At 68.0% G+C, this 20,660-nt stretch carries 22 protein-coding genes; 11 read left to right on the forward strand and 11 right to left on the reverse strand.

What is annotated here, in order from left to right; genetic code table 11:
- Positions 1 to 6: 6 nt before the first annotated feature.
- Positions 7 to 438: a DUF3576 domain-containing protein gene (locus CA234_RS02210; RefSeq protein WP_125973172.1), complete on the reverse strand. Its 432-nt coding sequence runs from the start codon at positions 436 to 438 to the stop codon at positions 7 to 9.
- 207 nt (positions 439 to 645) lie between these two features.
- Between CA234_RS02210 and CA234_RS02215 the strand changes: the two genes are divergently transcribed.
- Entirely contained in the window at positions 646 to 1,377 is a 732-nt protein-coding gene (locus CA234_RS02215) for a hypothetical protein (protein WP_241213170.1), read from the forward strand.
- A gap of 14 nt (positions 1,378 to 1,391) precedes the next feature.
- On the opposite strand, the gene CA234_RS02220 is transcribed toward CA234_RS02215, so the two are convergent.
- Positions 1,392 to 1,874: a thiamine phosphate synthase gene (locus tag CA234_RS02220; RefSeq protein WP_241213172.1), complete on the reverse strand. Its 483-nt coding sequence runs from the start codon at positions 1,872 to 1,874 to the stop codon at positions 1,392 to 1,394.
- 61 nt (positions 1,875 to 1,935) lie between these two features.
- On the opposite strand from CA234_RS02220, the gene CA234_RS02225 reads away from it, so the two are divergent.
- Positions 1,936 to 2,604, forward strand: a complete 669-nt coding sequence (locus tag CA234_RS02225) for a YggS family pyridoxal phosphate-dependent enzyme (protein WP_125973176.1) — start codon at positions 1,936 to 1,938, stop codon at positions 2,602 to 2,604.
- On the forward strand, positions 2,601 to 3,299 hold the full coding sequence (locus tag CA234_RS02230) for an HAD family phosphatase (protein WP_126000757.1): 699 nt from the start codon (positions 2,601 to 2,603) through the stop codon (positions 3,297 to 3,299). The genes CA234_RS02225 and CA234_RS02230 overlap by 4 nt, the downstream gene beginning before the upstream one ends.
- Before the next feature lie 41 nt (positions 3,300 to 3,340).
- Here CA234_RS02230 and ribA read toward each other — a convergent pair whose 3' ends face one another.
- The 4 genes from ribA to CA234_RS02250 form a co-directional block, all read right to left on the reverse strand.
- Positions 3,341 to 4,399 carry a GTP cyclohydrolase II gene (gene ribA / locus CA234_RS02235; protein WP_125973180.1) on the reverse strand — a complete coding sequence of 353 codons (1,059 nt, stop codon included), beginning with the start codon at positions 4,397 to 4,399 and terminating at the stop codon, positions 3,341 to 3,343.
- Positions 4,396 to 5,178: an exodeoxyribonuclease III gene (locus CA234_RS02240; protein WP_125973182.1), complete on the reverse strand. Its 783-nt coding sequence runs from the start codon at positions 5,176 to 5,178 to the stop codon at positions 4,396 to 4,398. The genes ribA and CA234_RS02240 overlap by 4 nt, the downstream gene beginning before the upstream one ends.
- A 229-nt stretch (positions 5,179 to 5,407) precedes the next feature.
- Positions 5,408 to 6,016, reverse strand: coding sequence for an outer membrane lipoprotein carrier protein LolA (locus CA234_RS02245; protein ID WP_206431072.1), 609 nt, complete (start codon positions 6,014 to 6,016; stop codon positions 5,408 to 5,410).
- A gap of 99 nt (positions 6,017 to 6,115) precedes the next feature.
- A complete protein-coding gene (locus tag CA234_RS02250) occupies positions 6,116 to 8,503 on the reverse strand; it encodes a DNA translocase FtsK (RefSeq protein ID WP_126000758.1) in 2,388 nt (795 codons plus the stop codon).
- Between the two features lie 304 nt (positions 8,504 to 8,807).
- Between CA234_RS02250 and CA234_RS02255 the strand changes: the two genes are divergently transcribed.
- The 3 genes from CA234_RS02255 to CA234_RS02265 are packed head-to-tail and all read left to right on the forward strand — an operon-like array spanning position 8,808 to position 12,505.
- Positions 8,808 to 9,878 carry a Gfo/Idh/MocA family oxidoreductase gene (locus tag CA234_RS02255; RefSeq protein WP_164521677.1) on the forward strand — a complete coding sequence of 357 codons (1,071 nt, stop codon included), beginning with the start codon at positions 8,808 to 8,810 and terminating at the stop codon, positions 9,876 to 9,878.
- The gene (locus CA234_RS02260; protein ID WP_126000760.1) at positions 9,875 to 11,278 is read left to right on the forward strand and encodes a Gfo/Idh/MocA family oxidoreductase; all 1,404 of its coding nucleotides are present in this window, start codon (positions 9,875 to 9,877) and stop codon (positions 11,276 to 11,278) included. Before CA234_RS02255 ends, CA234_RS02260 begins: the two co-directional genes overlap by 4 nt.
- 9 nt (positions 11,279 to 11,287) lie before the next feature.
- Positions 11,288 to 12,505 carry a UbiH/UbiF/VisC/COQ6 family ubiquinone biosynthesis hydroxylase gene (locus CA234_RS02265; RefSeq protein ID WP_125973191.1) on the forward strand — a complete coding sequence of 406 codons (1,218 nt, stop codon included), beginning with the start codon at positions 11,288 to 11,290 and terminating at the stop codon, positions 12,503 to 12,505.
- Here CA234_RS02265 and CA234_RS02270 read toward each other — a convergent pair.
- Complete coding sequence (locus CA234_RS02270; RefSeq protein WP_126000761.1) at positions 12,495 to 12,710, reverse strand: DUF2007 domain-containing protein; 216 nt, start codon at positions 12,708 to 12,710, stop codon at positions 12,495 to 12,497. The genes CA234_RS02265 and CA234_RS02270 overlap by 11 nt on opposite strands.
- Before the next feature lie 50 nt (positions 12,711 to 12,760).
- Here CA234_RS02270 and CA234_RS02275 point away from each other — a divergent pair, with 50 nt between their 5' ends.
- Together CA234_RS02275 and CA234_RS02280 are read left to right on the forward strand one after the other, a co-directional pair.
- Positions 12,761 to 13,006 carry a type II toxin-antitoxin system CcdA family antitoxin gene (locus tag CA234_RS02275; protein ID WP_125973193.1) on the forward strand — a complete coding sequence of 82 codons (246 nt, stop codon included), beginning with the start codon at positions 12,761 to 12,763 and terminating at the stop codon, positions 13,004 to 13,006.
- Complete coding sequence (locus tag CA234_RS02280) at positions 13,006 to 13,302, forward strand: CcdB family protein (RefSeq protein WP_125973195.1); 297 nt, start codon at positions 13,006 to 13,008, stop codon at positions 13,300 to 13,302. The genes CA234_RS02275 and CA234_RS02280 overlap by 1 nt, the downstream gene beginning before the upstream one ends.
- Here CA234_RS02280 and tldD read toward each other — a convergent pair whose 3' ends face one another.
- Together tldD and CA234_RS02290 are read right to left on the reverse strand one after the other, a co-directional pair.
- Entirely contained in the window at positions 13,303 to 14,730 is a 1,428-nt protein-coding gene (gene tldD, locus CA234_RS02285; protein ID WP_126000762.1) for a metalloprotease TldD, read from the reverse strand. It lies immediately after the preceding gene.
- A 228-nt stretch (positions 14,731 to 14,958) separates the two neighbouring features.
- Positions 14,959 to 15,189, reverse strand: coding sequence for a zinc-finger domain-containing protein (locus CA234_RS02290; RefSeq protein ID WP_126000763.1), 231 nt, complete (start codon positions 15,187 to 15,189; stop codon positions 14,959 to 14,961).
- 67 nt (positions 15,190 to 15,256) lie between these two features.
- On the opposite strand from CA234_RS02290, the gene CA234_RS02295 reads away from it, so the two are divergent.
- On the forward strand, positions 15,257 to 16,174 hold the full coding sequence (locus tag CA234_RS02295; RefSeq protein WP_126000764.1) for an ABC transporter ATP-binding protein: 918 nt from the start codon (positions 15,257 to 15,259) through the stop codon (positions 16,172 to 16,174).
- 18 nt (positions 16,175 to 16,192) lie between these two features.
- On the opposite strand, the gene CA234_RS02300 is transcribed toward CA234_RS02295, so the two are convergent.
- Both CA234_RS02300 and CA234_RS02305 read right to left on the reverse strand, forming a co-directional pair.
- A complete protein-coding gene (locus CA234_RS02300; protein ID WP_125973201.1) occupies positions 16,193 to 16,642 on the reverse strand; it encodes a hypothetical protein in 450 nt (149 codons plus the stop codon).
- Between the two features lie 145 nt (positions 16,643 to 16,787).
- Entirely contained in the window at positions 16,788 to 17,681 is an 894-nt protein-coding gene (locus CA234_RS02305) for a PHB depolymerase family esterase (RefSeq protein WP_125973203.1), read from the reverse strand.
- Between the two features lie 93 nt (positions 17,682 to 17,774).
- Between CA234_RS02305 and nadB the strand changes: the two genes are divergently transcribed.
- On the forward strand, positions 17,775 to 19,379 hold the full coding sequence (gene nadB / locus CA234_RS02310; RefSeq protein ID WP_125973205.1) for an L-aspartate oxidase: 1,605 nt from the start codon (positions 17,775 to 17,777) through the stop codon (positions 19,377 to 19,379).
- A gap of 133 nt (positions 19,380 to 19,512) precedes the next feature.
- A complete protein-coding gene (locus tag CA234_RS02315) occupies positions 19,513 to 20,622 on the forward strand; it encodes a serine hydrolase (protein ID WP_241213181.1) in 1,110 nt (369 codons plus the stop codon).
- The last annotated feature ends 38 nt before the right edge of the window (positions 20,623 to 20,660 follow it).

Raw genomic sequence — 20,660 nt, forward strand, 5'->3', positions numbered from 1 at the left:
TTCCGGTTAGTTGGCGACGGCCGCGCGGCGCAGGTCGCGTGCACGGGTCAGGATGATGTCCTCGAGCTTCTGGACGGTGGCGGCCTGCACGGGGGCCGAGACCCAGGCGCCGTTGCGGTTGACTTCGCGCAGCGCCGCGACCCGCAGCGCATCGGCGCGCAGATCCTGGTCGAGCACGGTCACCGTCACCTTCATCCGCTCGGTCGGGACGTTGGGATTCACATACCAGTCGGTGACGATTACGCCGCCGTTCGAATCGGTCTGGAGCAGCGGCATGAAGCTCAGCGTGTCCAGCGTGGCGCGCCACAGATAGGCGTTGACGCCGATCGTCGTCACCTTCGACGCTGCGAGGTCGGCATTGGGGCGCGACTTGTGGCTGCAGGCGGCGGCGGAAACAGCGAGCGACCCCAGGATCGCAAAGCGCAACAGGCGGTTCATGGACGTCGTACTTCCTACCGGGCAAGGGAATGAGTGCCCGCATCTATAGGGCGGGATGTGGCGGGAGCAAGGCCGACGCGCTGGTATCCGATTGGTCGCAGATGGTACGATTCTGTGGGTTGCGTGCAACACTCCGGGAAAATTGCTGCCACCGGTGGAACGTCGCTTTGATTCCATGGTAGGGGCAACCATTAGAGAGGTATGCAAATGCGCTTGGTACGTTGGATGTCGGGACTTGGGCTGGGGGCGCTCTGCGCCGCCGGGCTCCTCGTCGCGCCCACGCTCCAGGCACAGGAACGAGACCGCGCATTGAAGGCGGCCGTTCGCCCCGCACCCCTGGCGCTGCAGGGCGCTGGCGGGTTCACCCCCGCATCCGCGGATCCCAAGCTCGCCGCCGTGTTGGCGCGCAGCGGGATGAACGGCGCGGGCTTCCGCTTCACCCCGGCCGAGTCGCGCACCGCTTCGGCGCGCGGCGTCGATGTCGCGGTTCGCGCCAGCACGAATCGTGCGGTGGAGTTTGCGAGCCGTTCCGCGACCGCAAAGCCCGCCTCGGTCAGCCTTGCGCCGATCGCCTATAATCTGGGCGTCGCGGTGGGCTGGCGTCGCTTCGCCGTTTCGGGCGACGTGACCCATATCGACATGGCGAACACCCAGCCGGGCAGCCGCGATCGTTCCGAAGTGGCGCTCAGCTATGCCGGCAAGCGCCTGAGCGGCCGGATCGCCGCGAGCGAGGATCGCCCGTTGGCGGGCACGCCGGTGCTGATCGGCGACAAGCCCAGCTATTCGTTCGATCTGGGCGGTTCCTATGCGGTGTCGCGTCGCCTCGATGTGACCGCGGGCGTGCGCTACAAGAGCGAGCGCGATCGCCTGACGCAGTTCAACGAAGATACGCGTCGCGACAGCCAGTCGATCTATATCGGCACCGCCTTCCACTTCTGATCCTTCGGGCCCGGCTAGCGGGTCCAGCCATCGATCGCCGCCCAGCCATGGATGCCCAGCGGCTTGAGTCGCCTGGCCTTGTGCGTGTCCATGCCGCCGAGGGCGATGACGGGTACGCTGAGGCCGCGGACCAGCAAGCCGAATCGTACGGGGCCTAGTAACGGCGCGCCAGGGTGCGAGCGGGTAGGGAAGACGGGCGAGACCAGCAGCGCATCGGCGCCCGCGCGCATCGCCGCGATGGCCTCGCGGCGCGAATGCACCGGCCAGGTGGTAAGTCCGCGCCCGTGCCGCCCATGGGTGCCCCTCTCGCCGCGCATCGGTTCCGCCCCCGCACGGAGCAGTACGAGCCCCCGCCGCCGGGCGACCTTAGCGATGCGCGCGAACAGCGCGCGCCGCTCGGCGGGCGGCAGTTGATAATGCCGGAAGATCACGCCGCTGCCGCGCGGCAACCGCGCCAGTGCGCCCCACAGCCCGTCGCCGAGCCGCGGGTCGGTCATCAGCCACAGGCGCGGGATTGGGGGGTGGCGGGTCGGCATTCGGGTGCCTATAGCCCGCCCCATGCTTCAAGACGATGCCAGCCAGCGGCTCGCCGCGGTGCAGACCGCGATCGCCCGCGCCGCCAAGATCGCCGGCCGCAAGCCCGCCGACATCACCCTGATCGCGGTTTCCAAGACCCACGACGCCGCGACGATCCAGCCGCTGATCACCGCCGGCCAGCGCGTGTTCGGCGAGAACCGCGTCCAGGAAGCGCAGGGCAAATGGCCGCAGCTGCGCGCGGCGACGCCGGGCATCGAACTCCACCTCGTCGGCCAGCTCCAGTCGAACAAGGCCGACGAAGCCGTCGCGCTGTTCGATGCGATCCACGGCGTCGACCGGCCGTCGTTGGTCACGGCGCTCGCCAAGGCGATGGACAAGGCCGATCGCCGCCCGGCCTGCTTCCTCCAGGTCAATATCGGCGACGAGCCGCAAAAGGGCGGCTGCCCGGTGGCCGAGCTGCCGGCGCTGCTCGCCGAGGCACAGGCGGCCAGCCTGCCGGTCGTCGGGCTGATGTGCGTGCCGCCCGCGGGTCTGGAAGCCGCACCCTATTTCGCGCTGCTCGCCAAGCTGGCGCGCGACCATGGGCTTGGCGGGCTCAGCATGGGCATGTCGAGCGACTACGAGACCGCGGTGACGCTCGGCGCCACCCATATCCGCGTCGGCACGGCGCTGTTCGGAGACCGCGCATGAATGAGATGCGCCGCCTGCCCAGCATGATTCCGGTGCGCTTCGCCGGTATTCTCTTCGACTTCGACGGCGTGCTGCTGGAGAGCGAATATGCCGGCAACAAGCAGATCGCCGAGTATCTGACCAGCATCGGCCACCCGACCACGCCCGAACACTCGATGGCGAACTTCATGGGGCTGGCGGGGGATGATTTCCTTGCCGCGATCGAGCACTGGATCGGCCGCGCGATTCCCGAAGGCTTCCATGAAGCCCGTGCGGAGGAAGATGCCCGCGCCTTGGCGGAGGGGTTGCCGGCGGTGGCCGGTGCGCTGCGCTTCCTGGAGAGCCTGCCCACCGATCTGCCCAAGGCAATTGCGTCGTCTAGCCCGACCCATTGGCTCGACACGCATCTTCGCCATCTGGGGGTGCGCGACCTGTTCGGCGACAAGCTGTTCAGCGGCCGCGAGCATGTCGCCAACGGCAAGCCCGCCCCGGACCTCTACCTTCACGCGGCCGCCGCGCTGGGCGTGCCGATCGCGGAGTGCGTGATCCTGGAGGATTCGCCGGTAGGCGTGAAGGGGGCGGTCGCCTCGGGCGCGACGGTGATCGGGCTGTGCGCGGGTTCGCACTGCGCCGCGGACCATGGCGCGCGGCTCAAGGCGCTGGGCGTGCACCATATCGCGCACGATTTCGACGAGGTCGCGCGGCTGATAGCCTGACGATGTCGCCGAGCTCCTGCTTTCGCAGGAGCACGGGAGGCTCAGAACTCGTGCCCGGTCCGGTCGCGCTTGGTCGCGAGATAACGCGCATTGTGCGGGTTTGCCGGTAGCACGTGCGGCACCCGCTCCAGCACATCGACACCTGCGGCGCGCAGCGTCTCCACCTTCTGGGGATTGTTGGTGAGCAGCCGGATGCGCGGCTGGCCGAGCAGGCTCAGCATCCGCGCCGCCACCCGGAAGTTGCGCGCGTCGATCGCAAAGCCGAGCCGGGTGTTGGCGTCGACCGTGTCGAACCCTTGGTCCTGCAGCGCATAGGCGCGCAGCTTGTTGATCAGGCCGATGCCGCGGCCTTCCTGGCGCAGATAGAGCAGGATGCCCCAGCCGCTCTTGGCAATCTCGGCGATCGCTGCCTTGAGCTGCGGGCCGCAATCGCATTTGAGGCTGCCGAGCATGTCGCCGGTCAGGCATTCGCTGTGGAGCCGCACCAAGGGCGCCTCGCCGTTCGGCTGGCCGATCAGCAGCGCGATATGCTCGCCCGGCATCTCGTCGGTGCGGAAGGCGACGATCTCGGCGTCTTCGGCCGCCTCCACCGGCAGCCGCGCGCGGCCGACGATGCGCAGGCGATCGGCATCCTCATGCGCGTCGATATCGGCAAGGGTGATGGCGTGCTCGGCATCGCCTTCGAGCACGAAGAAGGCCGGCAGCAGCCCCGCGATTCGGGCCAGCCGCAGCGCTGCCGTCGCGGCATCGGTCTGCACCACCGGAATCGCGCGGAACGGGCCCTTGAGCGGCGTCGCGAGGTCGAATTGCGGATCGGCGAGCGCCGTCGCCGCGTCGAAGTCGAGCCACGCCACGCGCTCGACCAGCACCGGCGCATCGGGTGTCGCCGCATCGCGCTGGTTGGCGAGCTTGAGCGTCGCCGCGCGGCCTGCCGAGAGCAGCACCGGCGCGGTGCCGGCGGGATCGAACGACGCCAGCCGCGTGCCATCGCCGGTCTCGATCGCCAGCAGCCTTAGCGTGCCTTCCGTCCCCCGGATGGCGATCGGCCAGCCGCGACGCAGCGCGTCCACGGCTTCGGCGGCGGCGCGGGCGTTGTTCAAAAGTCGAACTCCGTCACGATCGGCACATGGTCCGAGGGCTTGAGCCACGAGCGGCACGGCTCGCATACCTTGTGTGCGACGGCCTTCTCCGCAACCTCGGGGCTGGCCCACATATGGTCGAGTCGGCGCCCGCGATCGGAGGCGGCCCAGTCCTTCGCCCGGTAGCTCCACCAGCTGTAATAGCGCGCCGGCGCCGGGATGAACTTGCGGCCGAGGTCGACCCAGCCATGCGCCGCCTGCAGCCGGCCCAGCGCTTCGACCTCGATCGGCGTATGGCTGACCACGTCGAGCAGCTGCTTGTGGCTCCACACGTCCGATTCGAGCGGGGCGATGTTGAAGTCGCCGGTGAGGATCGTCGGCACCGACAGCGCCTCGGACCATTCGGTCATCCGCTGGACGAAATCGAGCTTCTGGCCGAATTTGGGGTTCACTGCCCGATCGGGCACGTCGCCGCCGGCGGGGACATAGACATTCTCGAGTCGCACGCCATTGGGCAGCCGCACGCCGACGTGCCGCGCTTCCTGGTTGGCCTGCCAGTCGAGCCGGTCGTCCTCGACCAGCGGCACGCGGGAGACGATCGCGACGCCGTGGTGCATCCGCTGGCCGTGCTTGATGACGTGGCCATAGCCGAGCGCATGGAACGGCGCCTCGGGAAAATCGCCGTCGATCACCTTGGTCTCCTGGAGACACAATATGTCGGGGGCTTCCTCGCGCAGAAACTGCTCGACGATGGCGATGCGGAAGCGGACGGAGTTGATGTTCCAGGAGGCGATCTTCACGCGCGCCGATGTAGCGATTCTTCGCGCCAGCGCCAGACCAGCCGGAAAAGGAAAGGCCCCCGCTCCGGGGGCAATGGAGCGAGGGCCGACCTAGCGTTCGTCACGCAGGCGGGAAGGGGTACCAGGCCCAGGCAACAGGGGGAAAAATCCCGGGCAAAAACCCCATCCGCGCTACGCTCTTAGACCGGCGAACCTGTCGCTTGGATGAACGATTGCACGGAAAACGAAATTAGTGCGTGCGGCCCTGCGGTCGCGGATCGGTCCAGCGGAAGCTCGAATCAGCGACGGGCACGTTGAAGCGCTGGTTGCTCAGCCGGATCGTGGTGCGGTTGTTCTGCGCGTCGAGCGCGACCCAGCCCTGGAGCTTGAGACCCGCGGGCGCTGCCGCATCCTTCTGGAAGACGAGGGTGATCCGGCCATATTCGGGATGCTTGTTGTCGTGCACCTCGACCGAGACGACGCGCGGATCGGCGGTGGGCTTCACCGTCGCATAGCCGCTGATGTCGCGATTCGGATCGAGCAGCACGCGGAGCGGCGAGTTGCCGATCGGCCAGCGCTGCACCTGCCGCACCTGGTAGTCGATGAAATAAAGGCTGCTGCCGTCCGCGACGATCAGCTGCGGGATGCCCTTTTCATATTGGAAGCGGATCTTGCCGGGGCGCTTGAGCGTCATCGTGCCGGCGACGACACGACCGTTGCGGTCTTCCTGGGTGAAGTCCGCGGTCATGCTGGTGACCGCCTTGAGATGCTGCTGGACCTGGGCGAACTCGGGCGCCGGCGCGGCCGCGACGAGCAGCGGCGCGGCGAGCAAGGACAGGGCCAAGGGACGGGAAAACACGGGGATAGTCTCCGAATTGCTGGTCGCCCGGGTAGCGGGCGGGGCTTGAACGGGCTGTGAACCCGGTACCGCCCCGATTCGATCCCGTTACGGCTTGCCTTAGAGCGGCCGACCGTCGGTATCCATCAGCACCTCGCGGCGGCCGACATGGTCCGGCTTGGAGACGAAATTCTCGCGCTCCATGCGCTCGATCAGCCGTGCCGCCGAGTTGTAGCCGACGCGGAGCTGGCGCTGCAGCCACGAGGTCGAAGCCTTCTGGCTTTCCGCCACCAGCTGCACCGCGCGGCGATAGGTCTGCTCCTCGGGGCTGTCCTCGCCGTCGGGCGCGCCTTCCAGGGTGAAGCCGCCGTCCTCGGGCTCCTCGGTGACCGCCGAGATGTAATCCGGCGCGCCCTGCGATCGCCAGAAATCGGTGACCGCCTGGACCTCGTCGTCGCTGACGAAGGGCCCGTGGACGCGGGTGATGCCCTTGCCGCCGGACATGTAGAGCATGTCGCCCTTGCCCAGCAGCTGCTCGGCGCCCTGCTCGCCGAGGATGGTACGCGAATCGATCTTCGAGGTGACGTGGAAGCTGATTCGGGTCGGCAGGTTCGCCTTGATCACGCCGGTGATGACGTCGACCGACGGGCGCTGCGTCGCCATGATCAGGTGGATGCCCGCGGCGCGTGCCTTCTGCGCCAGCCGCTGGATCAGGAATTCAACTTCCTTGCCTGCGGTCATCATCAGGTCGGCCAGCTCGTCGACGATGACGACGATCAGCGGCAGCACCTGCAGGTCGAGCGTCTCTTCCTCGTAGATCGGCTTGCCGGTCTCCGGATCATAGCCGACCTGCACCTTGCGGCCGAGCGTCTGGCCCTTGGCCTTGGCGGTGCGCACCTTGTCGTTGTAGCTCGCCAGGCTGCGGACGTTGACCGAGGCCATCATCCGGTAGCGATCCTCCATCTGCTCCACCGCCCATTTGAGCGCGCGCACCGCCTTGGGCGGATCGGTCACCACATCGGCGAGGAGGTGGGGGATGTCCTTGTACATGCTGAGTTCCAGCATCTTCGGATCGATCATGATCAGCCGGCACTGCTCGGGCGTGAGCCGATAGAGCAGCGACAGGATCATGCAGTTGAGCCCCACCGACTTGCCCGAGCCGGTGGTACCGGCAACGAGCAGATGCGGCATCGGCGCCAGATCGGCGATCACCGGCTCGCCGGCGATGTTCTTGCCGAGCACCACCGGCAGGGTCGCGCCCTGTTCCTCGAACTGCTGACTGCCGATCAGCTCGTGCAGGCTCACGCTCTCACGCGTCGCATTGGGCAGCTCGATGCCCATCACGGTGCGGCCGGGGATGGTGGCGACACGGGCGGAAATCGCGCTCATGTTGCGGGCGATATCGTCGGCCAGCTGGATGACCCGGCTGGCCTTGATGCCGCTCGCCGGCTCCAGCTCGTACATGGTGACGACCGGCCCGGGGCGGACCTCGACGATCTCGCCCTTCACGTGGAAGTCCTCGAGCACGCTTTCGAGCAGCCGGGCGTTGCGCTCCAGCGCGGCCTTGTCGACCGTCGCGGTGCGGTTGGCCGGCGGCGGGGTGAGCAGGTCGAGCGGGGGCAGCTGGTAGCTGTCTTTGAAGTCGAGCGCGGCCTGCACCGGCGGCTTGGCGCGGGCAGGCGCCGTGGAGACGGTGCGATCGGCGATCACCGGGCCGGGGCGATTGTCCGGCACCACGACGCGGCGCGGTTCGGCGGCGCGGGGCGGGTCGCGATCGAAGGGCAGGTCGTCGTCCTCGTCCGGACCTTCGTCGAACACCAGCGCGGTCTGCGGCCGGGCGCGGAAGCCGGTGCCCTCCGGGACCGCGACGATCCGCTCCTCACCGCTGGAGCGGGTGAAGCGCGGCAGGCGGAACAGGCGCAGGGGCGAGGCGAACTCCAGCCGCATCCACCACAGCCACAGCCCGCCGAGCAGCAGCAGCAAGCCGATGCCGCGGCCGACCCAGAAGGACACCGCCGGATCGCCGGCGAGCCCGATCAGCCAGTCGATGCCGCCGGCGATCGACAGCCCGATCATGCCGCCCATGCCGGCGGGCAGGCGCCAGTCGAGCGGGAGCGACCAATCGAAATGGAGCAGCCCCAGCCCGATCGCGGCGAGCGCGGCGGCGGCGAGCGCGTTGCCGATCATCCGGCGCGGGTGCTCGATCGGGCGGTCGATCATCATCCGGTGGGCGGCAAGCAGGCCGACGGGGGCGAGCAGCAGCACCGGCAGGCCGACCAGCGTGTAGAGGATGTCTGCGATCCACGCGCCAACCGGGCCCAGCCAGTTGCGTGCTGGGCCGCCGGCGGCGGTGTTCAGCGCCGGATCGGAGGCGTGATAGCTCAGCAGCGCCAGCACGAGCGCGACCGTCAGCACGAACAGCGCCGTGCCCGCCAGGACGAATCCGCCGCGACGGACGCCCGCCTTCATCGTGTCGCGCCAATGCGGCGCCTCTGCGCGGGACGCCATCGCCCAGCCTCCGGATCTGTAAGGAAAAACGTTGCGGAATCATCGCGCCTGCGGACTCCGGCGTCAAGGCGCGGCGCTGTACGGCACGCGTACCATCGCGTCCGGGACTCGACTCGTCGAACATTTTGCAGCGCAGCAAGTTCATCCCTGCTATGCCGTTAACGAACCGCGCATCGGAATCGGTGCGCCTGTGGAACGTATCCGCGGTGGCTGCTTTTGGTGGAAACCGCGAGCATTATCAGCAACGGAGCCGGGATTCCCTGGCTACCGGCACGACGCGGCAAGGACCTTGGGGGATTCAGTGGTGGATACACGTTGGGCGATATTCGGCACCGGCGGGATTTCGGCGAAGTTCGTCTCCGGGCTTCGCCATGCCAAGGGCGCCAAGCCGCAGCTGGTGGTGTCGCGCAGCGCGGAATCGGGCCGGCGTTTCGCCCAGGCTTTCGGCATTCCCGAGGTGGCCGAGGGCTATGACAGCGTTACCGCGGCGTCGCCCTTCGATGTGGCCTATATCGCCACGCCGCCCTCCGAACATGCGCGGCACGCGATCGCCTGCATCGAGGCGGGCAAGGCGGTGCTGATCGAGAAGCCGTTCGCATCCTCGGTGGCGGAGGCGCGGCGGATCGCCGACGCGGCGCGCGCGCAGGGCGTGTTCTGCATGGAAGCGATGTGGACGCGCTTCAATCCCGCCGCCCGCCGCCTGCGCGACCTGATCCGCGACGGCGCGATCGGCGAGGTGCGCCAGGCGCATGGCGCATTCTGCTTCACCAACGAACCTGATGCCGCGAATACCAGCTTCGATCCGCAGCGCGGCGGCGGGGCGCTCGCCCAGCTCGGCGTCTATCCGATCTCGCTGCTCCACTGGCTGTTCGGCGCGCCCGAGGGCGTGGAGGCGTTCGGCCGGATCGGCGACACTGGCGTCGAGGAAGACGCGGCGATCAGCCTGCGCTTCGCCGGCGGGGCGGTGGCGACGGTCAACACCAGCCTGCGCGCGCTCGGCGACAATGGCCTGCGGATCGGCGGGACGCATGGCAGCATCGCGTTCGAGGGCCCGATCTTCCGCCCCTATGGCGTGCGGCTCCAGCGGATGGCACCGCGGCGAAAGGGGAGCGACACCGGGCTCGGCCGCAAGGCGTTGCTCCGCGAGCAGGGGCTGCCGCAGAAGCTGTCGCAGTGGCACGGCCTGCTGACGCGCTCCGGCAAGGTCGACCGGCAGCTGTTCGCCGGCAACGGCTATCACTATCAGGTCGAGGAAGTCGGCCGCTGCCTCGCCGCGGGGCTCCAGGAGAGTCCGGAGATGACCTTGAACGACAGCATCGCGGTGATGGAAACCATGGATACAGTGCGCGAACGGATCGGGGGACAGGGCAAATGAAGATGCAGGGTGAAAGCACGGGCAAGACGGGCGTGGCCATCATCGGCTGCGGCTATGTGTTCGACCATTACATGACCACCGCCTGGGCGCACCCGGAGATCGACGTGCGCGGCGTGTACGACATCGATCTAGCCCGCTCGGCCAAGGTCTCGGACTATTACGGCTTCTCGGTCTATCCCGACCTCCAGGCGATCCTCGACGATCCCACGGTGACGCTGGTGCTCAACCTCACCAGCATCGAGGCCCATTTCGAGCTGACCCGCGCGCTGCTCGAAGGCGGCAAGCACGTCTATTCGGAAAAGCCGCTCACCACCGATCTGGAAGAGGCGCGCACGCTGTTCCGCATCGCCGAGGAGCGCGGACTCGTCCTGTCGAGCGCGCCGTGCAACTTCCTCAGCGACAGCGTCCAGACGATGTGGAAGGCCGTGCGCGACGGCGCGATCGGCAAGCCGCTGCTGATCTATGCCGAGTTCGACGACAACCCCATCTACCTGATGAAGCCCGAGACCTGGCGCAGCCGCACCGGTGCACCCTGGCCGTACATCCACGAGTACGAAATGGGCTGCACCTTCGAGCATGTCGGCTATCACCTGGTGTGGATGCTGGCGATGTTCGGCCCGGTGCGCTCCGTCACCGCCTTCTCCAAGGTGGTGGTGCCGCACAAGACCGACCAGCCGATGCACCCGGCGGACACGCCCGATTTCTCGGTCGCAACGCTCGATTTCGTCAGCGGCGTCACCGCGCGCGTCACCTGCAGCATCGCGGCGCCGGCAGACCACCGCATGCGGGTGATCGGCGACGAGGGCGAGCTGAGCACCGATACCTATCGGCATTACCAGTCGCCGGTGTTCCTCGAGCGCTTCTCGCAGCTCAGCCTCAACGCCCGCAAAGCGCGCAGCCTGCGGCTCCAGCCGCTGTTCGGCGGGCGGACGGGTGCTGCCCTTCGTGCGCCATTGGAAGTCGTTCGCGACGATGCGCGCCAATGCCGCGGGCAAGACCTCATTCTTCAAGAAGCTGGTCGCCGGCGCCAAGCGCCGCGAGGTGGGCGCGCAGGACAAGATGCTCGGCGTCGCCGAGACCGCGCGCGCGCTGCGGATGGGCGAGCCGTGCCCGATCCCGCCCGATTTCATCCTCCACGTCACCGAGCTGACGCTGGCGATCCAGGGCGCGGGGACGATGGGCGGCGCGGTCGCGCTAACCACCAGCTTCACGCCGTTCGAGCCGATGGCCTCGACCAAGGCCGATCCGCGCAACTATCGCGACAGCTATTCGCCCGGCTTCCTCGCCAAGCGGATGGATGGCTTCATCGAGCGGTTGCACCAGCATTGAGGTCGCGCAGGTGCAGCGGTTTGCCGCCCCTGCACCTGTTGACGGCTGGCAGGCGCGTGCGAACCTGCTAGGGCAGGCGCATGGACCAGGCGGACATTCTCATCCTCGGCGGCGGGCTGGTCGGCAGCGCGCTCGCAACGGCGCTCGATGCGCATGGCATCAGCTCGATCGTGATCGATCCGGCAAACCCGGAAACCATCCTTGCCGCGACCTTCGACGGCCGCGCCTCCGCTATCGCGAGCGCGCCGATGCGGATGTTCGAGGCGATCGGCGTTGCCGGACGGCTGGCGGGGAAGGGGTGCCCGATCGAAGGCATCCGCGTCTCCGACGGGCTGGCACCGGGCAAGCTCGATTTCGCGCCGGAGGACGATGACGGCGCGCTCGGTCATATGTTCGAAAACCGCGTGCTGCGCACCGCGCTCTACGAGGCGGCGCAGGCCGCGCCGTTGGCGGACGTGCGGATGCAGACCCGCGCGGTCTCGGTCGAGCGCGGGGCCCACGGCGTGGTCGCGACGCTCGATTCGGGCGCGACGGTGCGCGCGCAGCTGCTGATCGCGGCGGAGGGGCGCAACTCGCCGACCCGCGATTCGGCCGGCTTCAAGGTCGCGCGCTGGACCTACAACCACGCCGCGATGATCGCGACGCTGGGCCACGAGCGCAGCCACGAAAACATCGCCTACGAGATCTTCTATCCCCAAGGCCCGTTCGCGATCCTGCCGCTGCTCGACGACGCAAACGGCCATCGCTCGGCGGTGGTGTGGACGGTGCACGCCCGCGACGCGGCGGCAATGCACAAGATTTCCGATCGCGCCTATCTGGCCGAGGCGGAGAAGAAGATGGGCGGGTTCCTCGGCAAGCTGGGGCCGCTGTCGTCGCGCTCTTCCTACCCGCTCGGCTTCCACCACGCCGCCTGGATCACCGCCGAGCGGCTGGCGCTGGTCGGCGACGCGGCGCACGGCATCCATCCGATCGCGGGGCAGGGCGTCAATGTCGGCTTCCGCGACGTGGCGACCTTGGTCGAGGTGCTGGTCGACGGCAAAAGGCTCGGGCTCGATATGGGCGATCCCGAGCTGCTCGCGCGCTACCAGCGCTGGCGCGGGCTCGACACCTTCATGGTGGCGCTGGCGACCGACGGGCTCACCCGGCTGTTCGGCATCCCCGGCGCGATGCCCAATGCCGTGCGGCGCTTCGGCCTGTCGGCGGTGGATCGGATCCCGCCGCTCAAGTCCTGGTTCATGGGCGAGGCGCGCGGCGAGAGCGGCGACGTGCCCAAGCTGCTCCAGGGGATTACGGCGTAGGGCCACCCGCCGCATCGACGATGGCACGCGCGTCAGCGAGGTCCTCGTCGTCGACCATCACCCGCACCGGGATCAGCAGATAGCTGCCGTCGGCGATGCTGGCGCCGGCGTCGAACACGAAGCTCGGGATGTCCTCATCCTCCAGCCGCCCCTGGACGATGAAGGCTTCCTGCCGGTTGAACCGGCCGAGTTCGACGAGCGCCATGCCGGCCTCCGATGATTGACGCGCATGGGGCATGCGCATAGCTTATCCGCATGAAGCACGATCCGATCGCATCCGGCAAGCGCAAGGCGGTGAACCTGTCGCTCGATACGGGCGTGGTGGCTGCAGGGCGTGAAGTGGGCCTCAATCTCTCCCAGGTCTGCGAAGCCGCTATACGCGCGGCCGCCAAGGCAGAGCGTGACCGGCGTTGGGCGGAGGAAAATCGCGAATGGGCGGAAGCCCATAATCGCTGGGTCGAAGAGAACGGATTGCCGCTCGAGCGCTATCGTCTGTTCTAATGGCGCAGTTCGACGTGCATCGGCTGGCAGCCGGCGGCTTGGTGATCGACTGTCAGGCCGATGATCTCGCAACGATCGGTACGCGCTTCGTCATCCCGCTCGCGAAGCCCGGCGAAAGCGCCCCGACGACGCCGCGCCTTCACCCGCAATTCGACATCAACGGCGAGACGTGGGTCCTGATGACGGAATTCGCCGCCGCGATCCGCACTGCGGAACTCCGCGAGCGGGTCGGATCGCTGGCCGAGGAGCGTTTCCGTATCCTCGGCGCGATCGACGTGCTTACCGGCAGCGGCTGATCACGCCGCCGTCCCGCCGACCGTCAGGCCTTCCACCAGCAGCGTCGGCTGCCCGACGCCGGCCGGCACCGACTGCCCGCCCTTGCCGCACATGCCGACGCCCTCGTCGAGCGCGAAGTCGTTGCCGATGCCGGTCACGCGGTGGAGCACGGTCGGCCCGTCGCCGATCAGCGTCGCGCCCTTGATCGGGGCGCCCAGCTTGCCGTTCTCGATGAGGTACGCCTCGGTGCAGGAGAAGACGAACTTGCCCGAGACGATGTCGACCTGGCCGCCGCCGAAGCTCTTGGCGTAGATGCCCTTCTTGACGCGCGAGAGCAGCTCGGCGGGATCGTCCTTGCCGCCCTTCATGAAGGTGTTGGTCATCCGCGGCATCGGCGCGTGCTGGAAGCTTTCGCGGCGGCCGTTGCCGGTCGGCTCGACGCCCATCAGCCGGGCGTTGAGGCGGTCCTGCATATAGCCCTTGAGGATGCCGTCCTCGATCAGCACCGTCTCGCGCGTCGGCGTGCCTTCGTCGTCGATCGAGAGCGAGCCGCGGCGATCATGGATCGAGCCGTCGTCGACCACGGTCACGCCCGGTGCCGCGACACGTTCGCCGATGCGGCCGGAAAAGGCGCTGGTGCCCTTGCGGTTGAAGTCGCCCTCCAGGCCATGGCCCACCGCCTCGTGCAGCAGCACGCCCGGCCAGCCGGGGCCGCACAGCACGGTCATGTCGCCCGCCGGGGCCGCAACCGCATCGAGATTGACCACCGCCTGCGCCAGGGCCTCGTCGATCGCACGGTTCCAGGTCTCGGGCTGGAAGAGGAGATCATAGACCACCCGCCCGCCGGTGCCGAAGCTGCCCGTCTCGCGGCGGCCGTTCTGCTCGACCACCACCGAGACGTTGAGCCGCACCAGCGGCCGCACATCGGTGGCGACGAAGCCGTCGGCGCGCACCACTTCCACGACGCTCCACTGGCCGGTGAGGCTGACCGACACCTGCTTCACCCGCGGATCGCGGGCGCGGGCGGCGGCGTCGATTGTCTGGCACAGATTCACCTTGTCGGCGAAGGGCACCAGATCGAGCGGATCGGCATCGGTGTAGAGGTGGCGGTTATTGCCCTGGGGGGGGGGCGCCTTGCCCTGCTTGGCGGGATCGATCAGCGCCATCGTCTCGGCAGCGCGGCGGATCGCGGCGGCGCTGATCTCGTTGGCGTGGGCGAAGGCCGTCGTCTCGCCCGAGACCGCGCGCAGGCCGAAGCCCGATTGCGTGTCATAGGCGGCGGTCTTCAGCCGGCCGTCGTCGAAGCCGAATGCCTCGGACTTGCGATATTGCAGATAGAGCTCGCCATCCTCGGCCTGGCCCAGCGCATCGGCGGTCAGGCGAATGGCGGCATCGGGATCGAGCCCGTCGCGATAGAGGAAAGCGCGGGGATCGGTGGGAATGCTCATCCTACCGATATAGGAGGCGTAATCGAAGAGTCACGCATCCGCGCGACGATCAGCCCCGATCCGTCCTTTCGTGCAGGCGCACTATCAGGCCGGCGAGCGTGAGGCCGATCCCAATCGACAGGAGCACCAAGCTGCAGCCGATCACGCTAATTCCTTCCTAGCGGCATCATAGCGTGAAGGTGCTACGAGGCGCGCTCGAAACTGGACCGATCTGGCTGCGCTTTTCGCTTAGATGCTGGCGCCTGCCGGATGATCGGGCAGCTGGCCTTGGTCGGCGCCGTCGGCGGGGCCGCCGATCAGCACGAAGCGGCGGTCGCAATAGCCGCAATCGACATAGCCATGCTCGTCGATCTGCAGATAGACGCGCGGGTGGCCGAGCGCGGCCGGCAGGCCGGGGCCGGTGCCGTCGCAGGCGACGCGGGACTGGGCGGTGCGGATGACTTCGGGCGGGGCGATCATGTCCCGCGCCTTAGCAAAGCGCGCGGGGGCTCGCAATCGGATGCGCAGGGTCTTAAAGCTGCCGGCCATGACCCAGGCTGCGATCGCGATCGACACTCTCTGCAAGACCTATTCCGGCGGCAAGCGCGCGCTGGACGGGGTGAGCTTCGAGGTGCCGCGCGGGCAGATCTTCGGACTGCTCGGCCCCAACGGCGCGGGCAAGTCGACGCTGATCAACATCCTGGCGGGGCTGGTCAACAAGACCGACGGCAAGGTCTCGATCTGGGGCTTCGACATCGACGCCCACCCGCGCAACGCCAAGGCGAGCATCGGCATCGTCAACCAGGAGATTCTGTTCGACCCCTTCTTCACGCCCAAGGAGACGCTGGAGATCCAGGCGGGCCTGTACGGCGTGCGCAAGGACAGGTTCGACGCAATGGCGCTGCTCCGCGCGGTGCATCTCGAGGACAAGGCCAATGCCTATTCGCGCACGCTGTCGGGCGGCATGAAGCGGCGGCTGATGGTCGCCAAGGCGATGGTGCATTCGCCGCCGATCATCGTGCTCGACGAGCCGACCGCGGGCGTCGACGTGGAGCTGCGCCAGCAGCTCTGGGCCTATGTGAAGCAGCTCAACCAGCGCGGCGTGACCGTGGTGCTGACGACGCACTATCTCGAAGAGGCCGAGGAGCTGTGCGACCGCATCGCGATCATCAACCACGGCCAGCTGATCGCCAACAAGCCGACGCGCGAGCTGGTGGGCATGGCGCAGGAAAAGGTGGTCGAGGTGACGGTGGACCGCGATATCGCGGCGGCACCGGACAATGCCTGCTTCCAGAAGGTGGAGCTGAAGGGCGAGCGGGTGTTGGTGATCACCTACCGCAAGGACCAGGCGAACGCCGGCGAAGTGCTGGGCGCGGTGCAGGCGGCGGGGCTGGGGATCGTCGACGTCTCGACGCGCGAGGCGGACCTCGAGGATGTGTTCCTGAACCTGACGCGGGCGGCGTAGGGGGAACGAATTGCCGCGTTACCTTGACCGGTCCCGCTTCTGATACGGCCGCAGACGTCTAATTTTTCGAGCCGCTCCGTGCCACAGGCGCGTTTCAAAGCTTCGTAACTCCGCCGCAGCCTCTGTACCGCCAGCGTTGGCCGCATGGTGTAGCCACCTGCGATAGTTCAACATGTCGTTGCGATTGAAGCTGCTCACGGCGGCGTTCGCCGCAGCTCTGGCGTTCCCGCTTGCCCAAGCTCGCCGATACAGGCCGGCAGGGCTGAACGGGTCTGCGGCCTTGCCGAATGCGCCCAGGTCGTCGCCCTCGGCAAGCAAGTCAGCTATTTCTATCATGGCATCTGGATAATGGCGCAAGGCAAGATGCCAAACTATCGGCCGCCACACCCCGATCTTTCGTTCATGACGGATTCTAAGGGCTTTTTCGAAGAGGCGGTCGAAGCGCGCGCGGTCAGATGGAGTGGTCACGAAGCCACCTTGGCATTTGGTCCGAACGCGCACAACGCAACCGATGTCAGGAGGGCGCTGCCAGTTTCCCCACCATCGGCGGTTGCTTAGAGCCATCCGCCCGCGACGAGGTTGGGCTCGGCGTCCCGCTTAATATCAGACCTGCTCACCGCCGGTGCTTCGCGAAGAAGCTCCACATCGCCTCATTGTCCGCTACCCAAACATGGCCCGCGCCCTGCTTCACCCGGCCGGCCGCGTCCGCGCCGCCCGAGCAGCGGCTGAATCGTTCCTCCTTCACGTCGGTCGAAACTTCGCGCTCCACCGGCCCAACTCGGCACCCGTTCAGGTCCGCCCAGCGGACCAGCGCGGTGTGCATCGTGTACTGCCAATAGCCCGCGCCGCCGCCCTGCACGGGGTTGGTGGTGTCGGCATCGCCGGCGAAGGCCAGCACCGGGATCGGCCGCGATGGCGTGCAGGTCGCCGGATCGGGGACGCGGGGCAGGTCCTTGCGCGGATTGCCGGCGCGCAGGCCCACCACCGGGGCGATCGCGGCGAAGCGGTCGGCCGCGACGCAGCCGAGCCAGGAGGTCATCCGCCCGCCGCCCGAATAGCCCGTGGCGTAGATGCGCGCGCGATCCACGCAGCCCTTGGTCGCCAGCTGGTCGATCGCGGTCTGCACGAAGGCGACGTCGTCGGCATCGTCGGGGCCGGGGATCTTGCCGGTCACCGTCGGCACGCCCGGGATGTTCCACACGAAACCGCCTTCCGCCGGAATGCCGCCATCGGGCGCGGCGAGGAGGAAGCCGTGGCGGTCCGCGGTCGCCTCCAGCTTCGATTGGTCGAGGATGTCGCGGCCCTTGCCGGTGCTGCCGTGGAACACGAACACCAAAGGCAGCCGGGCGGCGCTGCGACCGGCAGGCACATGCACCAGCATCGAGCGCCCGGTGCCTTCGATCGCCACCGGCACCGTCGTCCCCGCTGGCCCAAGCCGACACGTCGCCGCCTGCGCCGAGCCGCTGCCGAACAGCGCCGCCACTCCGATCCACCAGCCTAACCGCATGCATCTCTCCTCTTCGCTAACCCCTATGGTCCAAGGGTAGGGATTGCGGAACCCGCCCCATGCGGGCTTAAAGCGCCGCAAAGGAGTGCCTCTTTGTCCGACACCACCCACGAAAGCGATGTCCTGGTCCTCGGTTCCGGCGCGGCGGGGCTTACCACCGCGCTCCATCTGGCGGACAGGTTCAAGGTGACGGTGCTGGCCAAGGGCGGCTTTGCCGAGGGCTCGACCGCCTGGGCGCAGGGCGGCATCGCCGCGGTGCTGGAAGACGGCGACACCTTCGAGAGCCATATCGAGGACACGATGGTCGCCGGCGCCGGCCTCAACGATCGCGCGACGGTGGAGATGGTGGTCGAGAATGCGCCCGCCGCGATCGAGCGGCTGGTCCAGCTCGGGGTGCCGTTCAATACCGAGGGCAATGCGCTGCACCTCACCCGCGAGGGCGGCCACAGCCATCGCCGCATCGCGCATGTCGACGACGCGACCGGCCTCGCCGTGCAGACCGCTTTGCTCCGCGCCGCGCAGGCGCATCCGAACATCACGCTCGTGCCCGACATGGTGGTGATCGACCTCGCCACCAGCCGGCACGAACTCCGCTATTCGGGCGCGGGCAATGTCTGGGGCGTCTATGCCTTCAACCGCGCGACCAACCGGGTCGAGCTGTTCACCGCCCGGGCGACCGTGCTGGCGACGGGCGGGGCGGGGCGCACCTATCTCTTCTCCACCGCCCCGCGCGGCGCGACCGGGGACGGCATTGCGATGGCGTGGCGCGCGGGCTGCCGCATCTCGAACATGGAGATGATGCAGTTCCATCCGACCTGCCTGTACAATCTCGACGTCAAGAACTTCCTGATCACCGAGGCGGTGCGCGGCGAGGGCGGCCACCTGCTGCTGCCCCCCGATGCCGGCGAGGAAGCGGGGCACCGCTTCATGCCCGATTTCGACGCGCGGCTGGAGCTGGCGCCGCGCGACATCGTGGCGCGGGCGATCGACCATGAGATCAAGCGGCTCGGCCTCGACTATGTCCATCTCGACATCAGCCATATGGGCGCGGACTTCGTCCAGCACCATTTCCCGACCATCTACCACCGCCTGCTCGACCTCGACATCGACATGACGAAGGAGCCCATCCCGGTGGTCCCCGCCCAGCATTACACCTGCGGCGGCGTGGTGATCGATCGCGACGGGCGGACCGACCTGCCGGGCCTCTATGCCGCGGGCGAGGTCAGCCAGTCGGGGCTGCACGGCGCCAATCGCCTGGCGTCCAACTCGCTGCTCGAATGCTTCGTGTTCGGCGAGGCGGTGGCGAATCACATCAGTGCGCATTGGGGCGAGCTCGCGCCGCCGCCGGCGATCCGGCCCTGGGACGAGAGCCGCGTGACCGATTCCGACGAGGAAGTCGTCATCAAGCAGAACTGGACCGAGATTCGCCGCTTCATGTGGAACTATGTCGGCATCGTCCGCACCACCAAGCGGCTGGAGCGCGCCGCGCACCGCATCAAGCTGCTGCGCGAGGAAGTCGCCGACTATTACGGCCATTTTCGCGTCACCCCCGACCTGATTGAGCTGCGCAACCTGCTGGAAAGCGCTGATCTGATCGTCCGCTCGGCGCTCCACCGCAAGGAGAGCCGGGGCCTGCACTATACGCTCGACTATCCGGAGACGCTGGCGGAGGCGGTGGACACGGTGCTGGTGCCTTGATTGCGATTCCGGGAGGTCCACGCCTCGTCGCTCCTCCGACTCGCTTCGTCGCATTGCGGGAATCCCGCGCTTTGCCGCCCTTAGGGGCCGTCACATGATGGAGGTGGGCAAGAGGTTGGTTGCGGTGCGTAAGATCCGGTTTTCGAAAGTCGAGCGTGCGCTGACCGTTGCGGGGCTTGGCCCTGCGATGCTGCTGGGCTGCGCCGTCCACGAACACCCCGAACTCGCCGCCTATCTGCCTGCGCCCAATTACGGCGTGCTGATGCCGATCCCGCGTGCCCAGGCCGCGCCCCGCCCCGAAGTGCCGCCGCCCGCGGGCCTGGTGAATCGTCTCTCGGACATCGCGCATGATTTCGACGGCGTCGTCGGCATCGCGGTGACCAGCGTCGATCGCAACTGGACCGCCTCGCAGGGCGGCGCGCGCAAGCTGCCGCAGCAGAGCGTCTCCAAGCTGTGGGTGGCGATGACCGTGCTCGACCAGGTCGACCAGGGCCGCATCCGGCTGAACGACCCGCTCGTCATCACCCGCGCCGATTTCACCCTGTTCCACCAGCCCGTCGCGTCGCTGGTGAAGGGCGATCAGGGCTATCAGAGCACCGTGGGCGAGATCCTGCGGCGCGCGCTGACGATGAGCGACAATACCTGCAACGACAAGCTGCTGCGTCTTGTCGGCGGGCCGCCGGCGGTGCGATCGTTCATCGCGCGCAATGCGCTCGGCTCGATCCGCTTCGGGCCGGGCGAGAAACTGCTCCAGCTCGGCACCTCGGGGCTGCCCGCCTGGAAGCCCGAATATTCGATGGGCAACAGCTTCTCCGTCGCCCGCGCCCAGCTGCCCCGCGCGACGCGCGTCGCCGCCTTCCAGCGCTACGTCGCCGATCCGCCCGACGGCGCGGCGCCGCTCGCCATCGCGGGCGCGCTCGCGCGGCTGAAGCGCGGCGAGCTGCTTTCGCCCGTCTCCACCCAGTGGCTGATCGCGACCATGCAGGCCTCGCACACCGGCAAGTACCGCCTGCGCGGCGCGCTGCCGCCGGGCTGGCAGCTCGCCCACAAGACCGGCACCGGGCAGGACCTGTTTGGGCGCACCGCGGGCTATAACGACGTCGCGCTGCTTACCGCGCCCGACGGTCGTTCCTATGCGCTGGCGGTGATGATCGGCGACACGCCGCGGCCGATCAACGAGCGCCAGCTGCTGATGCAGGGCGTGGTGCGCGCGGTCGTCGCCGAGCATCAGCTGGGCGCCTGAAACAGAGCCTAAAACTGGGGCCTAAAACAGAGGCATCG

It is taken from the genome of Sphingomonas sp. ABOLE (assembly GCF_003950455.1).
GTDB lineage: Bacteria > Pseudomonadota > Alphaproteobacteria > Sphingomonadales > Sphingomonadaceae > Sphingomonas > Sphingomonas trueperi.